Raw genomic sequence first — 17118 nt, forward strand, 5'->3', positions numbered from 1 at the left:
ATTGGACAAAGAAAAACGGGGTGTGGCGCGACGTTTCTGATCGGCGGTCTTTTCTTCAAGCGTCGCCTCGGCTATCTGCGCAGGAAGCCCTGCAAGGACGCGCTATGACCAACACTTACGAGACTCCGGGACCCGTCGAAATGGACTGGTCGGATGCGATAAGCCCGATCGAGGACATCCTTGAGGATGCCCGCAATGGGCGCATGTTCATCCTTGTCGATCACGAGGACCGCGAAAACGAGGGTGATCTGGTCATCCCTGCACAGATGGCCACGCCTGATGCGATCAACTTCATGGCCAAGCACGGGCGCGGCCTGATCTGCCTGACGCTGCCAAGCGAGCGGATCGAGGCGTTGGGACTGCCGTTGATGGCCACCAATAATTCATCGCGCCACGAAACCGCCTTTACCGTCTCCATCGAAGCCCGCGAAGGTGTCACGACCGGAATTTCCGCCCATGACCGCGCGCGCACCGTCGCCGTCGCCATTGATGCGTCAAAAGGTGCGGTCGACATCGCAACCCCCGGCCATGTCTTTCCGCTGCGCGCACGTGATGGCGGCGTGTTGGTGCGCGCCGGCCATACTGAAGCGGCGACTGATATTTCCCGGCTGGCCGGGTTGAACCCGTCGGGCGTGATCTGCGAGATCATGAAGGAAGACGGCGAAATGGCGCGGCTGCCCGATCTGGTCGGCTTTGCCCAGTTGCACGGGCTGAAGATCGGCACGATTTCGGACCTGATCGCCTATCGCCGCCGCCACGACAACCTCGTGCGGGTCAAATCGACCGAAACCATCACGTCTGAATTTGGTGGCGAATGGGAACTCCGCATTTTCTCTGATGAAACGCAGGGCGCGGAACACATCGCCCTGATCAAGGGCGACATTGCAGACGGCAAACCTGTGCTGGTGCGAATGCATGCGATGGACCCGATGCTTGATGTCGTCGGCGTTGGCCCCAAGGGGCGGCGCAACGAGTTCGGCGATGCGATGACCCTTGTCGCGCAAGAAGGACGGGGCGTGCTGGTCTTGCTGCGGGATGTCCATATGGAGCTTGATACGGTGGAAGAGGCGTCGCCCCGCACTTTGCGCCAATACGGGCTCGGCGCGCAGATCCTGTCTTCGCTTGGCCTGCACGAGATCGAATTGCTCACCAACTCTCCCAAGCCGAAAATCGTGGGGCTTGACGCTTATGGGCTGGAAATCATCGGTACGCGCAAAATCTCGGAGATCGGCTAATGGCTGGACCATCGCATTACATTATGCCGCGGGCGGAATTTGACAAGCCGGTCAAGATCCTGATCGTCGTGTCCCCTTACTACAAGGACATCGCGGACAATCTGGTCGCAGGTGCGCAGTCTGAAATCGAAGCGGCGGGCGGCACGCATGAGGTTGTCGAGGTGCCGGGCGCACTTGAAATCCCGACGGCAATCGGGATTGCCGAGCGAATGAGCAACTATGACGGCTACGTCGCCCTGGGATGCGTGATCCGGGGTGAGACCACACATTACGACACGGTATGCAATGACAGTTCACGCGCGATCCAATTGCAGGGCTTGCAAGGGCTGTGCATCGGCAACGGAATCCTGACTGTCGAAAACCGCAAACAGGCCGAGGTGCGTGCCGATCCGCAGGATCAGAACAAAGGCGGCGGTGCTGCGGCAGCGGCCTTGCATTTGATCGCGTTGGCCCGCAAATGGGGCAATGCCGGCAAAGGCGTCGGCTTTACCTCTCAGCTATTGGCCAAGGGTGGCGATACCGTATGACCATTTCGGGAAATCAGCGGCGCAAGATGAAATCTGCCGCCCGGCTTTACGCAGTACAGGCGTTGTTCCAGATGGAGCTTTCGGGGCAAACCGTCGATCAGGTCATGCGCGAGTTCGAAGATCATCGCTTTGGCGAGGTGTTCGACGATATCGAAATGCAGGAAGGTGATGTCGACACATTTCGTGCGCTCATGGAAAAGGCTGTCGACGAACAGGCCAAAATCGACCAGCTGACGGACCGTGCGCTTGTTGCGAAATGGCCGCTGGGCCGCATTGATCCGACATTGCGCGGCTTGTTCCGCGCCGCAGCCGCCGAAATCCTGATCGGTGAAACGCCACCAAAGGTCGTGATCGTCGAATTCGTCGATATCGCGGGCGCGTTCTTTCCCGAAGGCAAGGAGCCGCGTTTCGTCAATGCCGTACTGGATCATATGGCCCACGAAGCAGTGCCAGACGCGTTCTGATCCGGTTTCAAGACAACGCGCACGCGTTGGCGTTTGGCGGGATTTCAAGCTCGCCGCGTCCGAGGTCGTTCAGGATCGTTGTCGACGTCTGATTACCGCTTTGAATTGTAACTGTGGTCCCTGCGACATCACGCCCGTCCGCAAACACCCGCGCGTCTTCGAACGCATCGCTTGTATCGTCCACGTCAAGTGTGACCGTGATCGCGGCAAGGGTTGGCAAGCGCGCCACATCAACGATCAGTCTCCGGTCCCCGTCTTGCACATCGCGCAACACCCCGGCCCCTTCGGTCAACGTCACAGGGGCAGGATCGCGCGTACCGATGCCGCCATATTCCGTATCGATGACAACGCCACCCTCGGATGTGTTGAAGTCAAGCGTCAGTGTGACGTCGCTTAGCGGACATCCACGATTGTAGGCGATGAACCTGTCCAGCGGGTTGCCGTCCTGAAACTGCACCAACAACCCATCGGCCGCGCAGGGCGTGGCCATGAAGAGGGGCAGCACATAACGGATCACGTCGACAGGCAGCCGTCTGCCGTGGGCGGCAAGGTCACAGCCGCGAGGCCATCGGAATCGAAAGGAGCCGTTTGCATGAACGCACCATAGGCGACCGTGACGGTTGCTCCTACCATTTCGGATCCGTTCACGGTGATCTGGCGATTGGAGGTCGTGTCATCCAGATCGGCCGTCAGGCGGATCGACTCGCCACTTGCGAAATCGGGCACATGCAGATGCAGAACCTGCCCACCATCCGCGACGGGGCTGATCAGAACGTTGCCGGTTTCCACTTCGACGGGCTGGAACACCTCGACACCTGCGCCGGATGCGGTGACATCAAAGATCAGGCCAGCCGCCGTGCCGCGCAGATCGATGACGATGGTGGCATCACGCAAGGGGCAGCCATTGTTCTGGAAAACGAGCGAATCCTTCGGTGCACCATCTGCAAACTGGACCAGCAGGCCATCCGCCTGCGCGGCGGTCGCGGTCATCATACAGGCGATCAGGGCAAGGCGCATCGGGTCTTCCTTTCGGTGTCAGATGACCATGAGCTAGTGCGCAAACGCCAAAGACAAAGGCCGAAATCCGCTGAGGACGGTGACAAAGTCACGTGACCTTGCCGCAGTCCGGCCTATATTGACCGGCATCCCAAGAGACGAGGCCCGGCCATGGCACAGGAAAAAGACCCACATCTGATGCGGATTTTCTTCGTAAGTTGGGGCATTGGATTTTTGCTGTCAGCCCTGTTTCTGGCAATGCTGATCTGGTTCAACCTGATGAACGTCGGCCACCTGATCCTGCATACGGAAGGCGGCTACATCATGGCGCTGGTGTTCTGGGTGTTTACTGCGACGCTATTCGGGGGCGTGCAATTCAGTCTGGTCATCATGGGCTATGCAGAGGACTGAGGTGGCGGGAACCGCAGCAACCGTCGAAGGTTTATTCCCGAGGACCTGTATGTACAGGTGGGCACCAGATAACGAAGCCAGGGCTACGACAGAGCCAGTTCCCTCGGATTTGCTTAAGGCCACTGGAATGTAACCAACATTTTGACAAGAAGAGCAGAAGCCCGCCGTCTTTGGAGATAGGGCGCGCAGAGCGCTTTGCCAAGTGTCAGTTGTTGGTTTTCAACAACCAGCCTTCCGGGCCAACCATGTCTTCGGGAAGATACTGCACAACCAGCCGTTCAGCGACAGCAAGTGTCACCAGTGCGAGGCAAACGTCGAGGAATGAAATGTTTTCTATGAACAACATGAGTGGCAGCTCCGTTTTGCGTACTCATGTTTTCGCCATTAACCATGTCAGAAAATGGGCAAGATTGGATTCAAGTTGCGGCGTGACCTTGCGTCACTCGCCTTATTGCTGACACGCAATGGAAAAGGGTGGCTGCTATTCGCAGCCACCCCATGATCCGGCATCCTATTCTTCTGGGAATGCAGAGGCCTCAGATCATCTGAAGTTGTAGACCGCAGCGATCCCGAACTTGTTTTCAGCGTCAGAGAAAGAATTGTCTGTCTGATCGTTGAAGTTCGTGGAGTAGCTTGTCCGCATTGTCAGTGTTTCTGTCACATCAACGTTCAATGCCAGCTCGTTGGTCACTGTTGTCGCTGTGTCAGAGTAGATGACGTCTGTGTCGTTCGTGACATAGGATGTCTCTGTCAGGCTTGTGAAGAAGTTGGAGGAGACAGACGCGGCTGCTTCCTCGACATCTGCGCCACCGACGACTTCCGCAAAGCGGTAGCCAGGACCAGCCTGAACCGACCACTGTGTGTCAGCGCTGTTCAGGATACGGTAACCAACACCGGCACCGATAAAGACGTCCTGCGAATATTCGCCTTCTGTTTCGGACAGGCGGTCAAAAGCTGCGTCAGCCTGTGCGTAACCAAAGAAAGCGTCCGAAAAGTCGCGACGATAGTCGAGACCGATCAGCAGGTTGTTTTCGGTTTCGACGCCGTCATCATCGCCATAGGCAAAGCTGGCAGTCGCATCAAAACCGTTGACACCGTCATAGGTGCCCCAGCGCAGACCGATACCAAGGTCGTTGCTTGTATCGCCATCGTTGCTTGTCGATGTGCCGCGCAGGGCAAGGCTACCGTAGGAGCCGACTTCACGACCTTCGTTGCCAAAGTTGCGGATGTCGCGCTCTGCGTCTTCACTGATAGCTTCTTCAAGATCGTCTACCGCATCAAGTGCGGCGTCACGGTTGTCGAATGCTGTTGTCTGCGCAATGGCGGACGATGACATAACGGCTGCAATAGCTGCCAATACGAATACGTTCTGTTTCATGGGTCTATCCTTTCCCAACAAGGTGACCCGTCCTGTTCGAGGAACGGGAGCATCTCTGCTGATCCTCAGATAGGAAGTGTTTATGCGTGAGGGAAATTCAAAATATTCATGCTTAAAGCGAGAATCTCTCAAGTCATTCCTCTTCACCGAGGATTTCGATCTCTTCCTCGCTGATGTCTTCAAGCGCGGCAATGACGGCGTCGCCATCCTGCGCTGCGGCCTTTGCGACTGTTATCAATGCCTTGGTGGCCTCTCCGCGCAGCACTTCTTCCATGTCATCACGCCAGACCGCCCACGCAGGATAGGGGAACCGGGGCGCATCGGGCACAAGGTGAAGCTGTCCACTATCAAGGTACTTCTTAATATAACGTGCAGGCAGATACGCGGCAGCCCGCCGATTGATCACGAATTCAGCGGCCATGGCGCCCAGCGACATCGTCAGGCCGGGGTTTGTCAGCTCGGGCAGGGCGATCGCGTGCGCGCCGACAAACTCTGACCCCCAATCGACAAAGACATAGTCCCGCCCGATATCCAGCGTCGGGTCTGGCCATGACGCAACCATGACAAGTTCTTCATCAAATATCTTTTGCGCAGACAGGCCGGGTCTCAGGTTGGGGTTATAGACAAGACCGACCTGCATGATTCCTTCGACCAAGAATCGGGTCAGACGATCCGGCATTCCCAGTTCTGCGCGGATGTTCAGATCCGGCATGTCGCGCCGCAAGACGTCGATCCAGCGAAAACCAAGACGCGGCCAAAGCGAGTACTGCGCCCCGATCGTCAAACTTCGCGTGAATCCTTCGGGAATGGCGATCTGCTGGCGCGCTTCTTCCCAGACCCGAATCATCGACAAGGCATAGCGTTCGAATTCGCGCCCCGCCGGTGTGAGTTCCGCACCTGCCTTGGAACGGAAGAACAGCGGTTTGCCGAGCGTGTCTTCTAGCCGCTGGATCCGAAGAGAGACCGCCGATTGCGTGACATAAAGCCGTTCAGAGGCGGACACGAAAGATCCGGTCGCCGCGACTTCGAGGAAAGTCTTCAGAAGCGTAATATCCATCACTCATCCATGAGAATTATTCATGTCAAAGGCAAGAATAATCCGCGATACGCGTGTCTCGTTCGCGCGTATATCTGATCCAGAAGGTCGGTCAGCCTTGCACCCAGATGAGAACAAACTTTGGCTCCCAACGCCAAAGCGGCGACCGATCTTCGCCTTATTGCAATAATAAACAATAACTTAGCATATGCAATGCCGTCCGCGGCACTGACTGTTCAATCTCCTGTTCAGGAAGGGGATTGATTTTTGTTCACCTATTGTTCATTTTTTGAACCATGCCAGACGACCTCCAGCTCCCGCAATTGATGCCGGGCCAGTTATTGGCCCGTGGCGTCTCGCGCCACCTGCGCAGCCATGATTTTGTCAGTGTTGAAGAACTTGTGCCAACACCGGGCCTGCGTGTGGATGTGATGGGGCTAGGTCCGAAGGGCGAAATCTGGGTGGTAGAATGCAAGTCCTCGCGCGCCGATTTTCAATCGGACAGCAAATGGGACGGATATCTTGAATGGTGTGACCGGTTCTTCTGGGCGGTCGATACGGATTTTCCGACCGAGCTATTGCCAGAAGGAACCGGGCTGATCATCGCAGATGCATATGACGCGGAAATCATCCGCATGGGGCCGGAATCAAAGTTGGCACCGGCGCGCCGCAAGGTCATGATTCAGAAATTCGCGCGCCATGCCGCTGTCAGGGCGCAAGCCGCCCGCGATCCGGGCATGGTCGTCCTTTTCTAAGCCGAACGCCTTAACGCCTTTTCTTTTTTCCGACAGCACGTGCGGCCATCGCGGCTGCGCGAATTTCTTCTGCGATGTCCTCGGCTTCGTCGGGTTCGAAATCCATCGGGATTTCGACACCTTGGGATTCGATGAAGATACGGACAAAGCCCATGTCTGTGGGCCCGATCTGCATGTTCGCTTCGATGTCGCGTTCGTCATTGATGCCCATGGCGTATCCCTTTGAATTGCTGGGAATGTCACTAGCGCGGGCAGGGGGGAGGGTGCAAGATGTTGTCGTCTTGGGACTTGCAATCGTTGGATCATGGGGCTAAATCGCGCGGTGTGCCGCCTTAGCTCAGTTGGTTAGAGCGCTTGATTGTGGATCAAGAGGTCCCTGGTTCGAGACCAGGAGGTGGTACCACCCTTCCATTTCCCGTCTTTCGCGCCGATACGGCATGTGGTTGCCAAATTCGCGCCAATCCCGCAAAGCCTAATGGCCCAATCATGTGGGATTCTGCATGGGGCTGTTTGGTGTCTCTCGCACGGAAAAGGTGACGCGCATGTCGAAACTGATCACGTTCGCCATCCAAGCCAGCCCGCCGCCGCGGCTGGACAAGGCGTTGGCCCGTGATGTGCCAGACGACGCACACCTCAGCCGGTCGCGGCTTGGCAAGCTGATCGAAGGCGGTGCCGTCAGCGTGGATGGGACAGCCATCACCGACCCCCGCTTCAAAGTTATCGAAGGCGCGCAAATCGCTGTCACACTCGAAGCGGCGGAAGAAAGCCACATCGGCCCCGAAAACATCCCGCTCGACATCATCTTCGAAGATGCCGACCTGATCGTTGTGAATAAACCCGCAGGCATGGTCGTCCATCCCGCCCCCGGCACACCATCTGGAACACTGGTCAACGCGCTGTTGCATCACTGCGGCGATGATCTGTCCGGTGTCGGCGGCATGAAACGCCCCGGCATCGTACACCGAATCGACAAGGAAACGTCCGGTTTGCTTGTGGTCGCCAAGTCGGACGCCGCACATCACGGTCTTGCTGCGCAGTTCGAAAAGCACACGGTCGAACGTCGCTACCTTGCCGTGTGCTATGGCGCGCCTGACAGCAATGACCCACGCTTGCGCGGGATCAAGGGGACATCGTTCGAGCCGGGGAATATCCTGCGGGTGCAAACCTTTCTGGGGCGCCACAGAACTGACCGCCAGCGGCAGGCCGTATCCTTCCAGGACGGGCGGCATGCAGTGACGCGCGTGCGCATTCTGGAAAGGTTCGGGCAGCCTGTTGCGGCAGCGCTTGTCGAATGCTGGCTGGAAACCGGCCGCACACACCAGATCAGGGTGCATATGGCGCATTGTGGCCACGCGCTGATCGGTGATCCGGTCTATGGTGGACGGCGCAAGCTGTCTGAAAAAGCATTGGGCGTTGCCGGCGTGCGCGGGGCACATGACTTTTCGCGGCAGGCGCTGCATGCGGCGACTCTAGGTTTTGTGCATCCCGTCACCGGGGCTGATCTGGCATTCGAAGCGGAAATCCCCGCTGATCTGGGCGGTTTACTGCGCGATCTTCGACAAAACGGGTGAAATATTCCATCCCATGTGCGTGAGCGCACTGAAATCCACCTAGTCAACCGCGCTGCATCGGTACATATCAGTGGCAAGAAATCGTATCTGGAGCACTTGAAACGGCCCAGATATGGCACCATATCCATGTTAACGCCGTAAACATCGGCGACTAACGGGGGAGACCTACGAGATGGCAAATTATACAACACTTCCAGCACCGACCCCAGAAGGTGGGTTAAACCGCTATATGCAGGAAATCCGGAAGTTCCCGATGCTGGAACCCGAAGAAGAATACATGCTCGCCAAGCGCTGGGCAGAGGACGAAGACACCGAAGCGGCACACAAGCTGGTCACATCGCACCTGCGCCTTGCTGCGAAAATCGCCATGGGCTACCGCGGCTACGGCTTGCCACAAGCCGAGGTGATTTCGGAAGCAAACGTCGGGCTGATGCAGGCCGTCAAGAAATTCGATCCTGAAAAGGGCTTCCGTCTGGCGACCTACGCCATGTGGTGGATTCGTGCGTCGATTCAGGAATACGTGCTGCGGTCGTGGTCGCTTGTGAAAATGGGCACGACATCGGCGCAAAAGAAACTGTTCTTTAACCTGCGCAAGGCGAAATCGCGGATTGGCGCGTTGGAAGATGGCGATATGCGCCCGGAAAACGTGGCCCGTATCGCCCATGACCTTGGCGTCACCGAAGCCGAAGTTGTCAGCATGAACCGGCGTCTGTCGGGCGGCGATGCCTCGCTGAACGCGCAGGTCGGGTCCGATGGCGAAGGCACGATGCAATGGCAGGACTGGCTCGAAGACGAAGACGCCGATCAAGCCACAGCATACGAAGAAAGCGACGAGTTGGAAGCGCGGCGCGAGCTGCTCGCCGAAGCAATGTCAGTGCTGAATGATCGCGAAAAAGACATCCTGATGCAGCGCCGACTTGCCGAGGAAACGATTACGCTCGAAGACCTGTCCGGTCAGTACGACGTGTCGCGCGAACGCATCCGCCAGATCGAAGTCCGCGCTTTTGAAAAGCTGCAAAAACGGATGAAGGAACTGGCGAAAACCAAAGGGATGCTGGCCAGCGTCTAAGCGTTCCGAAATACGATCGAGAGATAGATCCCCGCCAGCCCGTCTGGCGGGGATATTTTTTTGCAAGTTACCATTGGTGCCGCTAGCCTGACAGGGACGGACCAGGGGGGCATAGATGCGATTTGGTATTCTCGGGGCTGCGCAATTCGCGCGCGAATACATGGGGCCGGCAATCCATGCGGCGCGCGGGGCGGAACTGGCCGCGCTCGCGACATCTGATCGCGGAAAAGCCGACGCATTTGCGGCGTTCGCGCCCGGTGTGACAGTCCATGACAGCTACGACGCTATTCTGGACGATCCATCGATTGATGCGGTCTACATCCCGCTGCCCAACCACCTGCACGTTCCCTGGACGATCAAAGCGCTTGAGGCCGGCAAGCACGTATTGTGTGAAAAGCCGCTTGCCCTGCGCGCAGATGATTTTGCGCAGGTGATCGCGGCCCGTGACGCCGCGGGCAAACTGGCGGCAGAGGCGTTCATGATTGTGCATCATCCGCAGTTCATTCGGGCGCGCGAATTGGTACAGGGTGGGGCGATTGGCAAACTGACGCACGTAGATGCAGTGTTTTCCTTCAACAACGCAGGCGACACTGGCAACATCCGGCTGGACCCGACGAAAGGGGGCGGCGGGCTTTATGACATCGGGGTCTATACGTTCGGATCCGCGCGATTCGTGACCGGTCAGGAACCGGACTCCGTGCCTTACGCAAAACTGGCTTACGAAAACGGGGTGGATGTCTTCGCGCAGGTTGCTGCCGTGTTCCCGGATTTTACGTATTCCGCCGTTGTATCGATGCGGATGTTCACGCGACAGCAGATTTCGTTTCATGGCGATACAGGTGTGCTGACGCTGACATGCCCCTACAATGCCAACGTCTTTGGCCTGTCCGAACTTGTGCTGGAAAACGATGGCATGGTGAAAACGCATGAACGCTGGCCGGCGGTGAACCAGTATGTGCTTCAGGTCGAAAACTTCGTTCATTCCGCCCGCACCGGTGCGCCATATCCTTGCCCACTCGAGTTCTCTCGTGGCACACAAGAGATGATGGACATGGTGTTTGCCGCAGGAGGGCGCGATGGCTGACAAAGATCAGAACCCCGAAACAGATTTCGACAACATGTTCGTGCGATTGATTTTCATGATTATCATCGCGGTGCTGCTGTCGTTTGCCCATACACTGCTTGGGGTCATGACGATCGCGCAATTCATCATCATGCTTGCGAACCAGCGCCAGCCGAACGAACAACTGGCCGAATTCGGCACCACGATGGGGGTCTGGATCGCAAAGGCCGCCCGCTACCAGACCGGCGCGAGCGAAGTGAAGCCCTGGCCTTGGACGGAGCTGGATTGATGTCGAAAATTCGCACGTGCCTTTGGTTTGAAAGTCGCGGGGCAGAAGCCGCGCACTTTTACACGTCACTCATTCCGGGTTCCGCTGTCGAGGACGATATCGCGCCGGATGCCGAACCGTTGCTCGTCAACTTTCACCTTGCGGGTGTCCCTTATCTCGCGTTGAACGGCGGACCGCATTACAAGCTCAATCCTGCCGCTTCCATCATGGTCATGACCGAAGATCAGGCCGAAACGGACATGTTGTGGAAAGCGCTGATTGCCGATGGCGGGGCAGAAAGCCAATGCGCGTGGTGTGTCGACCGCTTTGGCGTCAGTTGGCAGGTAGTGCCAAAGGCGTTGCCAGCAACCGTGGGCGGGCCAGACACAGCTGGCGCAAAACGCGCGACAGACGCGATGATGCAGATGACCAAGATTGATATCGCGACCCTGGAAGCGGCCTATCGCGGGGACTGATCCGCACTCAGGTCGAGGTGCATGATCATCTCACGTCCCGACCGCCCGTCGCGCTCCAAACCGGTCGCAGTCCAGCCAGTCTTTTCGTAACAGCCGATGGCATGAGTGTTGATCGTATCAACGCTAAGCCAGAGCGTATCCATTTTCGGATAGGTCTTGCGCAGGTAATCGGGAAGGGCGCTCAGCAGTGCGGTGCCATAGCCAAGCCCCTGATATTGCCCGCCAATCAGCAAGCCGCGAAAACCGTAGCTGCCAACGGCCAGCTCGGGCAGTTTGCGGGACAGATCATGATCGATCTTGAAGAAACCGACATAGGTCTTGCCCCGCAGTCCGCAGTGAAAGTCCGTTTTCGGATCACGCTCTGCAGTCATATCAAGGATTTCGCCGACGAACGGATACTGCGGCTCTGTCAGGATCAAATGCGCCACCTTGGCAATTTGCTGCCGCGGCAATGGCGCGATGGTGATCACGACTCGAGTGCTTCCAATTCATCGATAAAACCCTCGATCATCGACAGGCCCTTGTCCCAAAATGCCGGATCGGACGCATCCAGCCCAAAGGGGGCAAGCAGTTCCTTGTGGTGCTTGGACCCGCCAGCCTTGAGCATGTCAAAGTACTTGCTCTTAAAGTCGGGATCACCTTCCTCATAGACGGCATAAAGGGCATTCACGAGGCCATCGCCAAAGGCATAAGCGTAAACATAGAACGGCGAATGGACGAAATGCGGGATATAGGCCCAGAAGGTTTCATAGCCTTCATGGAAATCGAACACGTCACCTAGGCTTTCGGCCTGCACCGACATCCAAAGCGCGTTGATATCATCGGGCGTCAATTCTCCGCTGCGGCGCGCGTCGTGCAGCTTGCATTCGAAATCGTAGAACGCGATCTGGCGCACGACCGTATTGATCATATCCTCGACCTTGCCGGCCAAAAGCACCTTGCGTTCTTCCTTGGTCTTGGCACCTTCCAGAAGCTTGCGGAAGGTCAGCATTTCACCAAAGACAGACGCGGTTTCGGCCAGCGTTAGCGGGGTCGAGGACAACAGCTCCCCTTGTTCGGCGGCCAGCACCTGATGCACGCCGTGGCCCAACTCATGGGCTAGTGTCATCACGTCACGCGGCTTACCAAGATAGTTCAACATTACGTAAGGGTGCACCGTGGTCACGGTCGGGTGGGCGAACGCGCCGGGTGCCTTGCCGGGTTTCACCGGCGCGTCGATCCAGCCTTTGCTGAAGAACGGTTCGGCAAGTTCGGCCATTTCGGGTGCGAAATCGCCATAGGCATCCATGACGGTCTTCTGCGCCTCGGCCCAATCGACAGTGCGCGTATTTTCCATCGGCAATGGCGCGTTGCGATCCCATGTTTCCATGCGATCAAGACCCAACCACTTGGCCTTCAGCCTGTAATAGCGATGCGACAGGCGCGGATAGGCCTTCACGACCGCATTGCGCAGCGCTTCGACCACTTCGGGTTCCACGTGATTGGACAGATGCCGTCCGGTCTGCGGGGTCGGCATATTGCGCCAGCGATCCTCGATTTCTTTTTCCTTCGCCAGCGTGTTGTGAACACGCGCGAAGAGCTTGATGTTATTCTGAAAGACAGCGGCAAGCGCATGAGACGCAGCTTCACGCTTTGACCGATCCTGTTCGGTCAGCAGGTTCAGCGTCGATTCAAGGTTCAGCGTTTCGCCATCGACGTCAAATTCAAGCCCGGCCATCGTTTCATCAAAAAGACGGTTCCACGCAGAGGCACCCACAGTCGATTGATCGTGCAGGAACTTTTCCAACTCGTCCGACAACTGGTGCGGCTTCATCGCGCGCATCCGGTCAAAGACGGGCTTGTAGCGAGCCAGATCCGCGTTCTGTGCGATCAGCCCGGACAAGTGGTCGTCGTCAAGCCGATTGAATTCCAGTCCGTAGAACACCAGCGGGGTGGTATAGGCCGTGATCTTGTCCTGACAGTCGGCCATGAATTTCGCACGATCGGCATCCGTGGTCATCTGATAATACCGCAGTCCTGCAAACGACATGATCCGACCTGCGATGACGTCGATTTCTTCGTATCGTCTGACCGCCTGAAGCATACCCTCCGCATCTAGCGAAGCCAGTTTGCCTTCATAGCTTTGGGCGAAATCGGCACATTCGGTTTCCAGCCAAGCCATGTCACGGCGCAATTCCTTGCTGTCCTCGGCGGTATAAAGATCGCTCAGATCCCATTCGGGCAATTCACCAAACTGATTGCCACCGGTGGCATTCGCATCGAACAGGGGGGTCGGAAAGCGCATGAAATAGCCTCTTGGATTGTGTCCTGCCCTACATAGGCAGACCGCATCAAAAGGGAAAGCGATACCCGCTAGAATTCATAGAGTTCGGCAGGGTTCTGCACCAGAATGCGATGGCGTGTGTCAGCATGGGGGACCGCACGCAAGAAGGCGTGCCAAAGGTCCGCGCCCTGCGGCATCTGCGCGCCGTTCAGCATGATATGCGGCCAGTCCGACCCCCAAAGACAGCGCTCTGGATTGGCCCGCACAAGTGCGCGGACGTACGCGTCTGTCGCGGTGTGCGGGGCGTCTGACAGCCGGTAAAGACCAGACAGCTTTACATAGGCATCTCCGTCAGAAAGTGCGTTGCAAAGCGCCTGAAACCCGTGATGCGCTGGGCCTTTCGACATATCCGACGGCCAGCCGATATGATCGAAAACAACAGGAACGGGCAGGGCGGTGATATCGGCAGCAAGGTCTTCCATATGCAGGTCGGCATGCATCAGCATCTGAATGTGTAAACCACGCTCCGCAAGCCGCGGGGCCATCGCCTTGACGCCGTCCCATGTCAGCACGCCGCCATGCACGTAATTCAGGCGCACGCCTTTGAAATTCCAGTCCACAAACCGGTCAAGGTCCGCATCCGTTGCCGCATCAGGCACCAATCCGATCCCTTTGAACCCTTCCCCCATGTCCCGCACAGCATTGGCTGTGACTGTGTTGTCCGTACCGTAAAAAATGGATTGGACGATGACACCGCGGGACACGCCAAGGTTTTCAAGATGCGCTTTGTAATCAGCGAGGTAGGCGGCATAAGGCTGGGCCGGATCTTGCGTGCGGCCAGCATATAGCGCCAGCTCATCCGTACCCGCCAACAGATGCACATGTGTGTCACACGCACCTTCGGGCGCGCGTTCGCTCACCGGTGCGGGGCGCGGTGGCAAAGGGGCGGCAGGTTTAGCCATAGGTCGCGAGCATGTCTTTCAGGTCATCCAGTGTATTGGCTTCGGACAACGGCTTGTCCTTGCGCCAGCGGAGCATACGGGGAAAGCGCAAGGCAACCCCGGATTTGTGACGCGGCGATTCCTGTATCCCTTCAAAGGCGATTTCGAAGACATGCTCTGGCGTGACCTGCCGGACCGGGCCGAATTTCTGCAAGGTGTTCTTGCGCACCCATGCCGTGATTTCACGGAATTCGGCGTCGGTCAGCCCTGAATATGCCTTGGTGAATGGTGTCAGTTCGTTGCCGTTCCACACCGCGAATGTGTAATCGGTAAACAGGTTCGCACGTCGTCCGGACCCTGATTGTGCATAGATCATCACAGCGTCAATGGTCAGAGGATCGACCTTCCATTTCCACCAGTCACCCTTTTTGCGACCTGCAAGGTAGGCGGAATCCAGTCGTTTGAGCATCAAGCCTTCGGCATTCATCGCACGCGACTTGTCGCGTTCGCGGGCCAGTTCGGTCCAGCTTTTGAATGGAACGGACGGCGACAGCCGGATCGGCAACTCAGCCGGGGCTTGTTCGATCAGCATCTGCAACCCGGCCCGCCGGGTTTCAAATGGTGCATCACGGATATCGCGGCCATCCTGCTCTAACAGATCGTAGGCCATGATGATCGCGGGCGAATCCTTCAACAGCTTTTTCGGCACGGTCTTGCGCCCGATCCGTTTCTGAAGGGCGTTGAAACTCAACGGCGCTTCATCAGCAAACGCAAGGATTTCGCCGTCGATTACCGTGCCGTCGGGCAGAAAGTCTTTCAACTGCGACAGCTCCGGAAAACGGTCTGTCATCAGCTCTTCGCCGCGCGACCACAAATGGTGCTCGCCGCCACGCACGATCAATTGCCCACGAATACCGTCCCACTTGCGTTCCGCAGACCAATCGTCCGGCGGGCCAAGCGCGTCGAGATCTTCAAGCCCATAGGCCAGATAGAACGGATAGGGGCGTGACAGGTCGGCCGTCGGATCGTCGGCTTCAATCAACGCGTGCCATGTGGTGGTTTCGGGTGTCCAGTTACCCATCAGGCGGTGGGTCAGGTTTGCTTCATCCTGATCGGTCGCTTGGGCCAATGCGCGCGTGATCAGCTTTGCGCTAACACCGATGCGAAACCCGCCCGTCAGCAGTTTCGTGAACAGAAACCGTTCCTTGCTTTCCAGCTTGGCCCATGCATTCAGGATGCCGGCTTTCCGTGCGTCCTCATCAAGGCCGGACAGGCGTTTCAATTCAGCGATCCAGTCGGTCAGCGGGCGATCTTCGTGGGATTCGGCGTCGGGCAGGATCAGCGTGATCGTTTCCGCTAGATCGCCGACAATGCTATAGGATTCCTCGAATAGCCAAAGCGGAATATCTGCGGCCTCTGCCGCCCATTCGCGCAGGCGGGTCGCCGTGATCGTCCGCTTGGGGCGGCGACCGGTAAACAATGCAACGGTCCAAAGCTTGTCCTGATCCGGTGCCTCGCGAAAAAAACTGGCAAGCGCGGCCGTCTTCACGGTCGTCTTCGTGGTTTCGTCAATCCGGGTGAACAGGTCTGCGAACTGTTTCATCGACGCCAAGCTCTGCGCAAATGACAGCGGTTAGGCATCTTCTGCCACCTCGCCGGTGTATTCGGTGCTGACGGTATGGGCGTCATAGCCTTGCTCGCGCAGATACCGTTCGAACGGCGCGGTATAGCCGTGGGTGACAAAGACTTTTTCCGCACCGGTGGCCTGAATAGCGCTATTCAGCCCGTCCCAGTCTGCGTGGTCCGATACGATAAATCCGCGATCCATCGCACGTCGCCTGCGCACGCCACGCAGGGCCATCCAGCCGGAAGCAAAGGCAGCAGAGCCGGGCTTGAACTTGTTCGCCCATGGCTGCGCCAGCGCACCCGGCGTCGCAAGGACAAGCGCACCGGGATAGTCCTTGACCTGCGTCTCGGCAGTTACGCGGGTTGTCCGTGGCAGCTTGATCCCCTGTGCGCGCAGAATCTCGTTTGTGTTCTCGATCGCTCCATGCGTGAGGATCGGACCGATTTCGGCATCTACGGTCGTCAACAGCCGTTGCGCCTTGCCCAGCGCATAGGCCCCAAGAAGGGAAAATCGCCCTGCATCCCTGTTCGCAATCCACCATTGATTGATCTGGTCGGTCAGCACGTCGCGCGGCGTCCATTTGAAAACCGGCAGGCCAAAGGTGCATTCGGTAATGAACGCGTGGCACCGGACTGGCTCGAACGGCTCGGACAGACCGTCGTCGACGGTCTTGTAATCGCCCGAAGCGACCCATGTCTCGCCTTTGACCGTCACCTTGATCTGCGCGGACCCCGGCACATGGCCAGCAGGGTGGTAGGATACGCGTGCTCCGCCGATCTGGCGGGTCTCCCCATAATCAACCGTTTCGATATGTGCATCCGGACCAAGGCGGTGCTGCATGACGGGGGCGGCGGCACGGGTCGCAAGATAGCTGTCCATCCCCCATCGCGAATGGTCCGCGTGCCCATGCGTGATGAGCGCGCGGGCAACAGGTTGCCACGGATCAATATAGAAATCGCCAGCAGGGCAATAAATCCCGCGGTCGGTGAATGTCAGCACATCGGCCATGATCCCATGGTAGAGCCAGGTGACAAAAGG

21 protein-coding genes and 1 tRNA gene are annotated in these 17118 nt (G+C 57.6%); 11 read left to right on the top strand and 11 right to left on the bottom strand.

From position 1 onward, the window contains the following. The first annotated feature begins 104 nt into the window (after positions 1–104). Genes ribB through nusB form a run of 3 tightly spaced genes read left to right on the top strand, consistent with a single transcriptional unit; the run spans position 105 to position 2226 of the window. Positions 105–1235: a 3,4-dihydroxy-2-butanone-4-phosphate synthase gene (gene ribB / locus BMY44_RS02630; protein ID WP_089989928.1), complete on the top strand. Its 1131-nt coding sequence runs from the start codon at positions 105–107 to the stop codon at positions 1233–1235. Then, a complete protein-coding gene (locus BMY44_RS02635; protein WP_089989930.1) occupies positions 1235–1762 on the top strand; it encodes a 6,7-dimethyl-8-ribityllumazine synthase in 528 nt (175 codons plus the stop codon). The genes ribB and BMY44_RS02635 overlap by 1 nt, the downstream gene beginning before the upstream one ends. Further along, a complete protein-coding gene (gene nusB, locus BMY44_RS02640; RefSeq protein ID WP_089989933.1) occupies positions 1759–2226 on the top strand; it encodes a transcription antitermination factor NusB in 468 nt (155 codons plus the stop codon). Before BMY44_RS02635 ends, nusB begins: the two co-directional genes overlap by 4 nt. Before the next feature lie 7 nt (positions 2227–2233). On the opposite strand, the gene BMY44_RS02645 is transcribed toward nusB, so the two are convergent. Together BMY44_RS02645 and BMY44_RS02650 are read right to left on the bottom strand one after the other, a co-directional pair. Beyond that, a complete protein-coding gene (locus tag BMY44_RS02645) occupies positions 2234–2743 on the bottom strand; it encodes a hypothetical protein (RefSeq protein ID WP_089989936.1) in 510 nt (169 codons plus the stop codon). Further along, entirely contained in the window at positions 2740–3243 is a 504-nt protein-coding gene (locus BMY44_RS02650) for a hypothetical protein (RefSeq protein WP_089989938.1), read from the bottom strand. The genes BMY44_RS02645 and BMY44_RS02650 overlap by 4 nt, the downstream gene beginning before the upstream one ends. A gap of 150 nt (positions 3244–3393) precedes the next feature. Here BMY44_RS02650 and BMY44_RS02655 point away from each other — a divergent pair, with 150 nt between their 5' ends. Further along, on the top strand, positions 3394–3633 hold the full coding sequence (locus BMY44_RS02655) for a hypothetical protein (protein ID WP_089989940.1): 240 nt from the start codon (positions 3394–3396) through the stop codon (positions 3631–3633). A gap of 205 nt (positions 3634–3838) precedes the next feature. Here the strand turns inward: BMY44_RS02655 and BMY44_RS18145 are convergent, their stop codons facing one another. The 3 genes from BMY44_RS18145 to BMY44_RS02665 form a co-directional block, all read right to left on the bottom strand. Next, a complete protein-coding gene (locus tag BMY44_RS18145) occupies positions 3839–3979 on the bottom strand; it encodes a hypothetical protein (RefSeq protein WP_165611770.1) in 141 nt (46 codons plus the stop codon). 195 nt (positions 3980–4174) lie between these two features. Next, the gene (locus BMY44_RS02660; RefSeq protein ID WP_165611771.1) at positions 4175–5011 is read right to left on the bottom strand and encodes a DUF481 domain-containing protein; all 837 of its coding nucleotides are present in this window, start codon (positions 5009–5011) and stop codon (positions 4175–4177) included. A 133-nt stretch (positions 5012–5144) separates the two neighbouring features. After that, positions 5145–6068, bottom strand: coding sequence for a LysR family transcriptional regulator (locus BMY44_RS02665; protein WP_089989945.1), 924 nt, complete (start codon positions 6066–6068; stop codon positions 5145–5147). Positions 6069–6343: 275 nt separating this feature from the next. On the opposite strand from BMY44_RS02665, the gene BMY44_RS02670 reads away from it, so the two are divergent. Continuing rightward, positions 6344–6802: an MmcB family DNA repair protein gene (locus BMY44_RS02670; RefSeq protein ID WP_089989948.1), complete on the top strand. Its 459-nt coding sequence runs from the start codon at positions 6344–6346 to the stop codon at positions 6800–6802. 10 nt (positions 6803–6812) lie between these two features. Here BMY44_RS02670 and BMY44_RS02675 read toward each other — a convergent pair whose 3' ends face one another. Next, on the bottom strand, positions 6813–7013 hold the full coding sequence (locus tag BMY44_RS02675) for a DUF6324 family protein (RefSeq protein ID WP_089989950.1): 201 nt from the start codon (positions 7011–7013) through the stop codon (positions 6813–6815). A gap of 115 nt (positions 7014–7128) precedes the next feature. On the opposite strand from BMY44_RS02675, the gene BMY44_RS02680 reads away from it, so the two are divergent. From BMY44_RS02680 to BMY44_RS02705, 6 genes are all read left to right on the top strand, one after another. Continuing rightward, positions 7129–7205, top strand: a tRNA-His gene (locus BMY44_RS02680). Between the two features lie 139 nt (positions 7206–7344). Next, positions 7345–8373 carry an RluA family pseudouridine synthase gene (locus BMY44_RS02685; RefSeq protein WP_089994443.1) on the top strand — a complete coding sequence of 343 codons (1029 nt, stop codon included), beginning with the start codon at positions 7345–7347 and terminating at the stop codon, positions 8371–8373. Positions 8374–8545: 172 nt separating this feature from the next. Continuing rightward, positions 8546–9442, top strand: coding sequence for an RNA polymerase sigma factor RpoH (gene rpoH / locus BMY44_RS02690; protein ID WP_089989953.1), 897 nt, complete (start codon positions 8546–8548; stop codon positions 9440–9442). Between the two features lie 115 nt (positions 9443–9557). Beyond that, positions 9558–10526, top strand: a complete 969-nt coding sequence (locus tag BMY44_RS02695) for a Gfo/Idh/MocA family protein (protein WP_089989955.1) — start codon at positions 9558–9560, stop codon at positions 10524–10526. Next, the gene (locus BMY44_RS02700; protein WP_089989958.1) at positions 10519–10794 is read left to right on the top strand and encodes a DUF4389 domain-containing protein; all 276 of its coding nucleotides are present in this window, start codon (positions 10519–10521) and stop codon (positions 10792–10794) included. The genes BMY44_RS02695 and BMY44_RS02700 overlap by 8 nt, the downstream gene beginning before the upstream one ends. Beyond that, complete coding sequence (locus BMY44_RS02705) at positions 10794–11249, top strand: VOC family protein (protein ID WP_089989960.1); 456 nt, start codon at positions 10794–10796, stop codon at positions 11247–11249. The genes BMY44_RS02700 and BMY44_RS02705 overlap by 1 nt, the downstream gene beginning before the upstream one ends. On the opposite strand, the gene BMY44_RS02710 is transcribed toward BMY44_RS02705, so the two are convergent. From BMY44_RS02710 to BMY44_RS02730, 5 genes are all read right to left on the bottom strand, one after another. Then, positions 11234–11719, bottom strand: coding sequence for a GNAT family N-acetyltransferase (locus BMY44_RS02710; protein ID WP_089989963.1), 486 nt, complete (start codon positions 11717–11719; stop codon positions 11234–11236). The genes BMY44_RS02705 and BMY44_RS02710 overlap by 16 nt on opposite strands. After that, positions 11716–13533, bottom strand: coding sequence for a M3 family oligoendopeptidase (locus BMY44_RS02715; protein ID WP_089989965.1), 1818 nt, complete (start codon positions 13531–13533; stop codon positions 11716–11718). The genes BMY44_RS02710 and BMY44_RS02715 overlap by 4 nt, the downstream gene beginning before the upstream one ends. A gap of 68 nt (positions 13534–13601) precedes the next feature. Then, complete coding sequence (locus BMY44_RS02720) at positions 13602–14474, bottom strand: amidohydrolase family protein (protein WP_089989968.1); 873 nt, start codon at positions 14472–14474, stop codon at positions 13602–13604. Continuing rightward, complete coding sequence (locus BMY44_RS02725) at positions 14467–16056, bottom strand: ATP-dependent DNA ligase (protein ID WP_089989970.1); 1590 nt, start codon at positions 16054–16056, stop codon at positions 14467–14469. The genes BMY44_RS02720 and BMY44_RS02725 overlap by 8 nt, the downstream gene beginning before the upstream one ends. Positions 16057–16086: 30 nt before the next feature. Then, positions 16087–17088 carry a ligase-associated DNA damage response exonuclease gene (locus BMY44_RS02730; protein WP_089989973.1) on the bottom strand — a complete coding sequence of 334 codons (1002 nt, stop codon included), beginning with the start codon at positions 17086–17088 and terminating at the stop codon, positions 16087–16089. Positions 17089–17118: the final 30 nt, after the last annotated feature.

This window comes from Cognatiyoonia koreensis, from assembly GCF_900109295.1.
In the GTDB taxonomy this organism is placed as follows: Bacteria; Pseudomonadota; Alphaproteobacteria; order Rhodobacterales; family Rhodobacteraceae; genus Cognatiyoonia; species Cognatiyoonia koreensis.

Bases quoted from the DNA above. Each gene is read 5' to 3' on its own strand.
- rpoH (WP_089989953.1), top strand. From the start codon at position 8,546: ATGGCAAATTATACAACACTTCCAGCACCGACCCCAGAAGGTGGGTTA.
- BMY44_RS02685 (WP_089994443.1), top strand. From the start codon at position 7,345: ATGTCGAAACTGATCACGTTCGCCATCCAAGCCAGCCCGCCGCCGCGG.
- BMY44_RS02670 (WP_089989948.1), top strand. From the start codon at position 6,344: ATGCCAGACGACCTCCAGCTCCCGCAATTGATGCCGGGCCAGTTATTG.
- BMY44_RS02730 (WP_089989973.1), bottom strand. From the start codon at position 17,088: ATGGCCGATGTGCTGACATTCACCGACCGCGGGATTTATTGCCCTGCT.
- BMY44_RS02655 (WP_089989940.1), top strand. From the start codon at position 3,394: ATGGCACAGGAAAAAGACCCACATCTGATGCGGATTTTCTTCGTAAGT.
- nusB (WP_089989933.1), top strand. From the start codon at position 1,759: ATGACCATTTCGGGAAATCAGCGGCGCAAGATGAAATCTGCCGCCCGG.
- BMY44_RS02675 (WP_089989950.1), bottom strand. From the start codon at position 7,013: ATGGGCATCAATGACGAACGCGACATCGAAGCGAACATGCAGATCGGG.
- BMY44_RS02725 (WP_089989970.1), bottom strand. From the start codon at position 16,056: ATGAAACAGTTCGCAGACCTGTTCACCCGGATTGACGAAACCACGAAG.
- BMY44_RS18145 (WP_165611770.1), bottom strand. From the start codon at position 3,979: ATGTTGTTCATAGAAAACATTTCATTCCTCGACGTTTGCCTCGCACTG.
- BMY44_RS02650 (WP_089989938.1), bottom strand. From the start codon at position 3,243: ATGCGCCTTGCCCTGATCGCCTGTATGATGACCGCGACCGCCGCGCAG.
- BMY44_RS02705 (WP_089989960.1), top strand. From the start codon at position 10,794: ATGTCGAAAATTCGCACGTGCCTTTGGTTTGAAAGTCGCGGGGCAGAA.
- ribB (WP_089989928.1), top strand. From the start codon at position 105: ATGACCAACACTTACGAGACTCCGGGACCCGTCGAAATGGACTGGTCG.
- BMY44_RS02695 (WP_089989955.1), top strand. From the start codon at position 9,558: ATGCGATTTGGTATTCTCGGGGCTGCGCAATTCGCGCGCGAATACATG.
- BMY44_RS02720 (WP_089989968.1), bottom strand. From the start codon at position 14,474: ATGGCTAAACCTGCCGCCCCTTTGCCACCGCGCCCCGCACCGGTGAGC.
- BMY44_RS02700 (WP_089989958.1), top strand. From the start codon at position 10,519: ATGGCTGACAAAGATCAGAACCCCGAAACAGATTTCGACAACATGTTC.
- BMY44_RS02665 (WP_089989945.1), bottom strand. From the start codon at position 6,068: ATGGATATTACGCTTCTGAAGACTTTCCTCGAAGTCGCGGCGACCGGA.
- BMY44_RS02635 (WP_089989930.1), top strand. From the start codon at position 1,235: ATGGCTGGACCATCGCATTACATTATGCCGCGGGCGGAATTTGACAAG.
- BMY44_RS02660 (WP_165611771.1), bottom strand. From the start codon at position 5,011: ATGAAACAGAACGTATTCGTATTGGCAGCTATTGCAGCCGTTATGTCA.
- BMY44_RS02715 (WP_089989965.1), bottom strand. From the start codon at position 13,533: ATGCGCTTTCCGACCCCCCTGTTCGATGCGAATGCCACCGGTGGCAAT.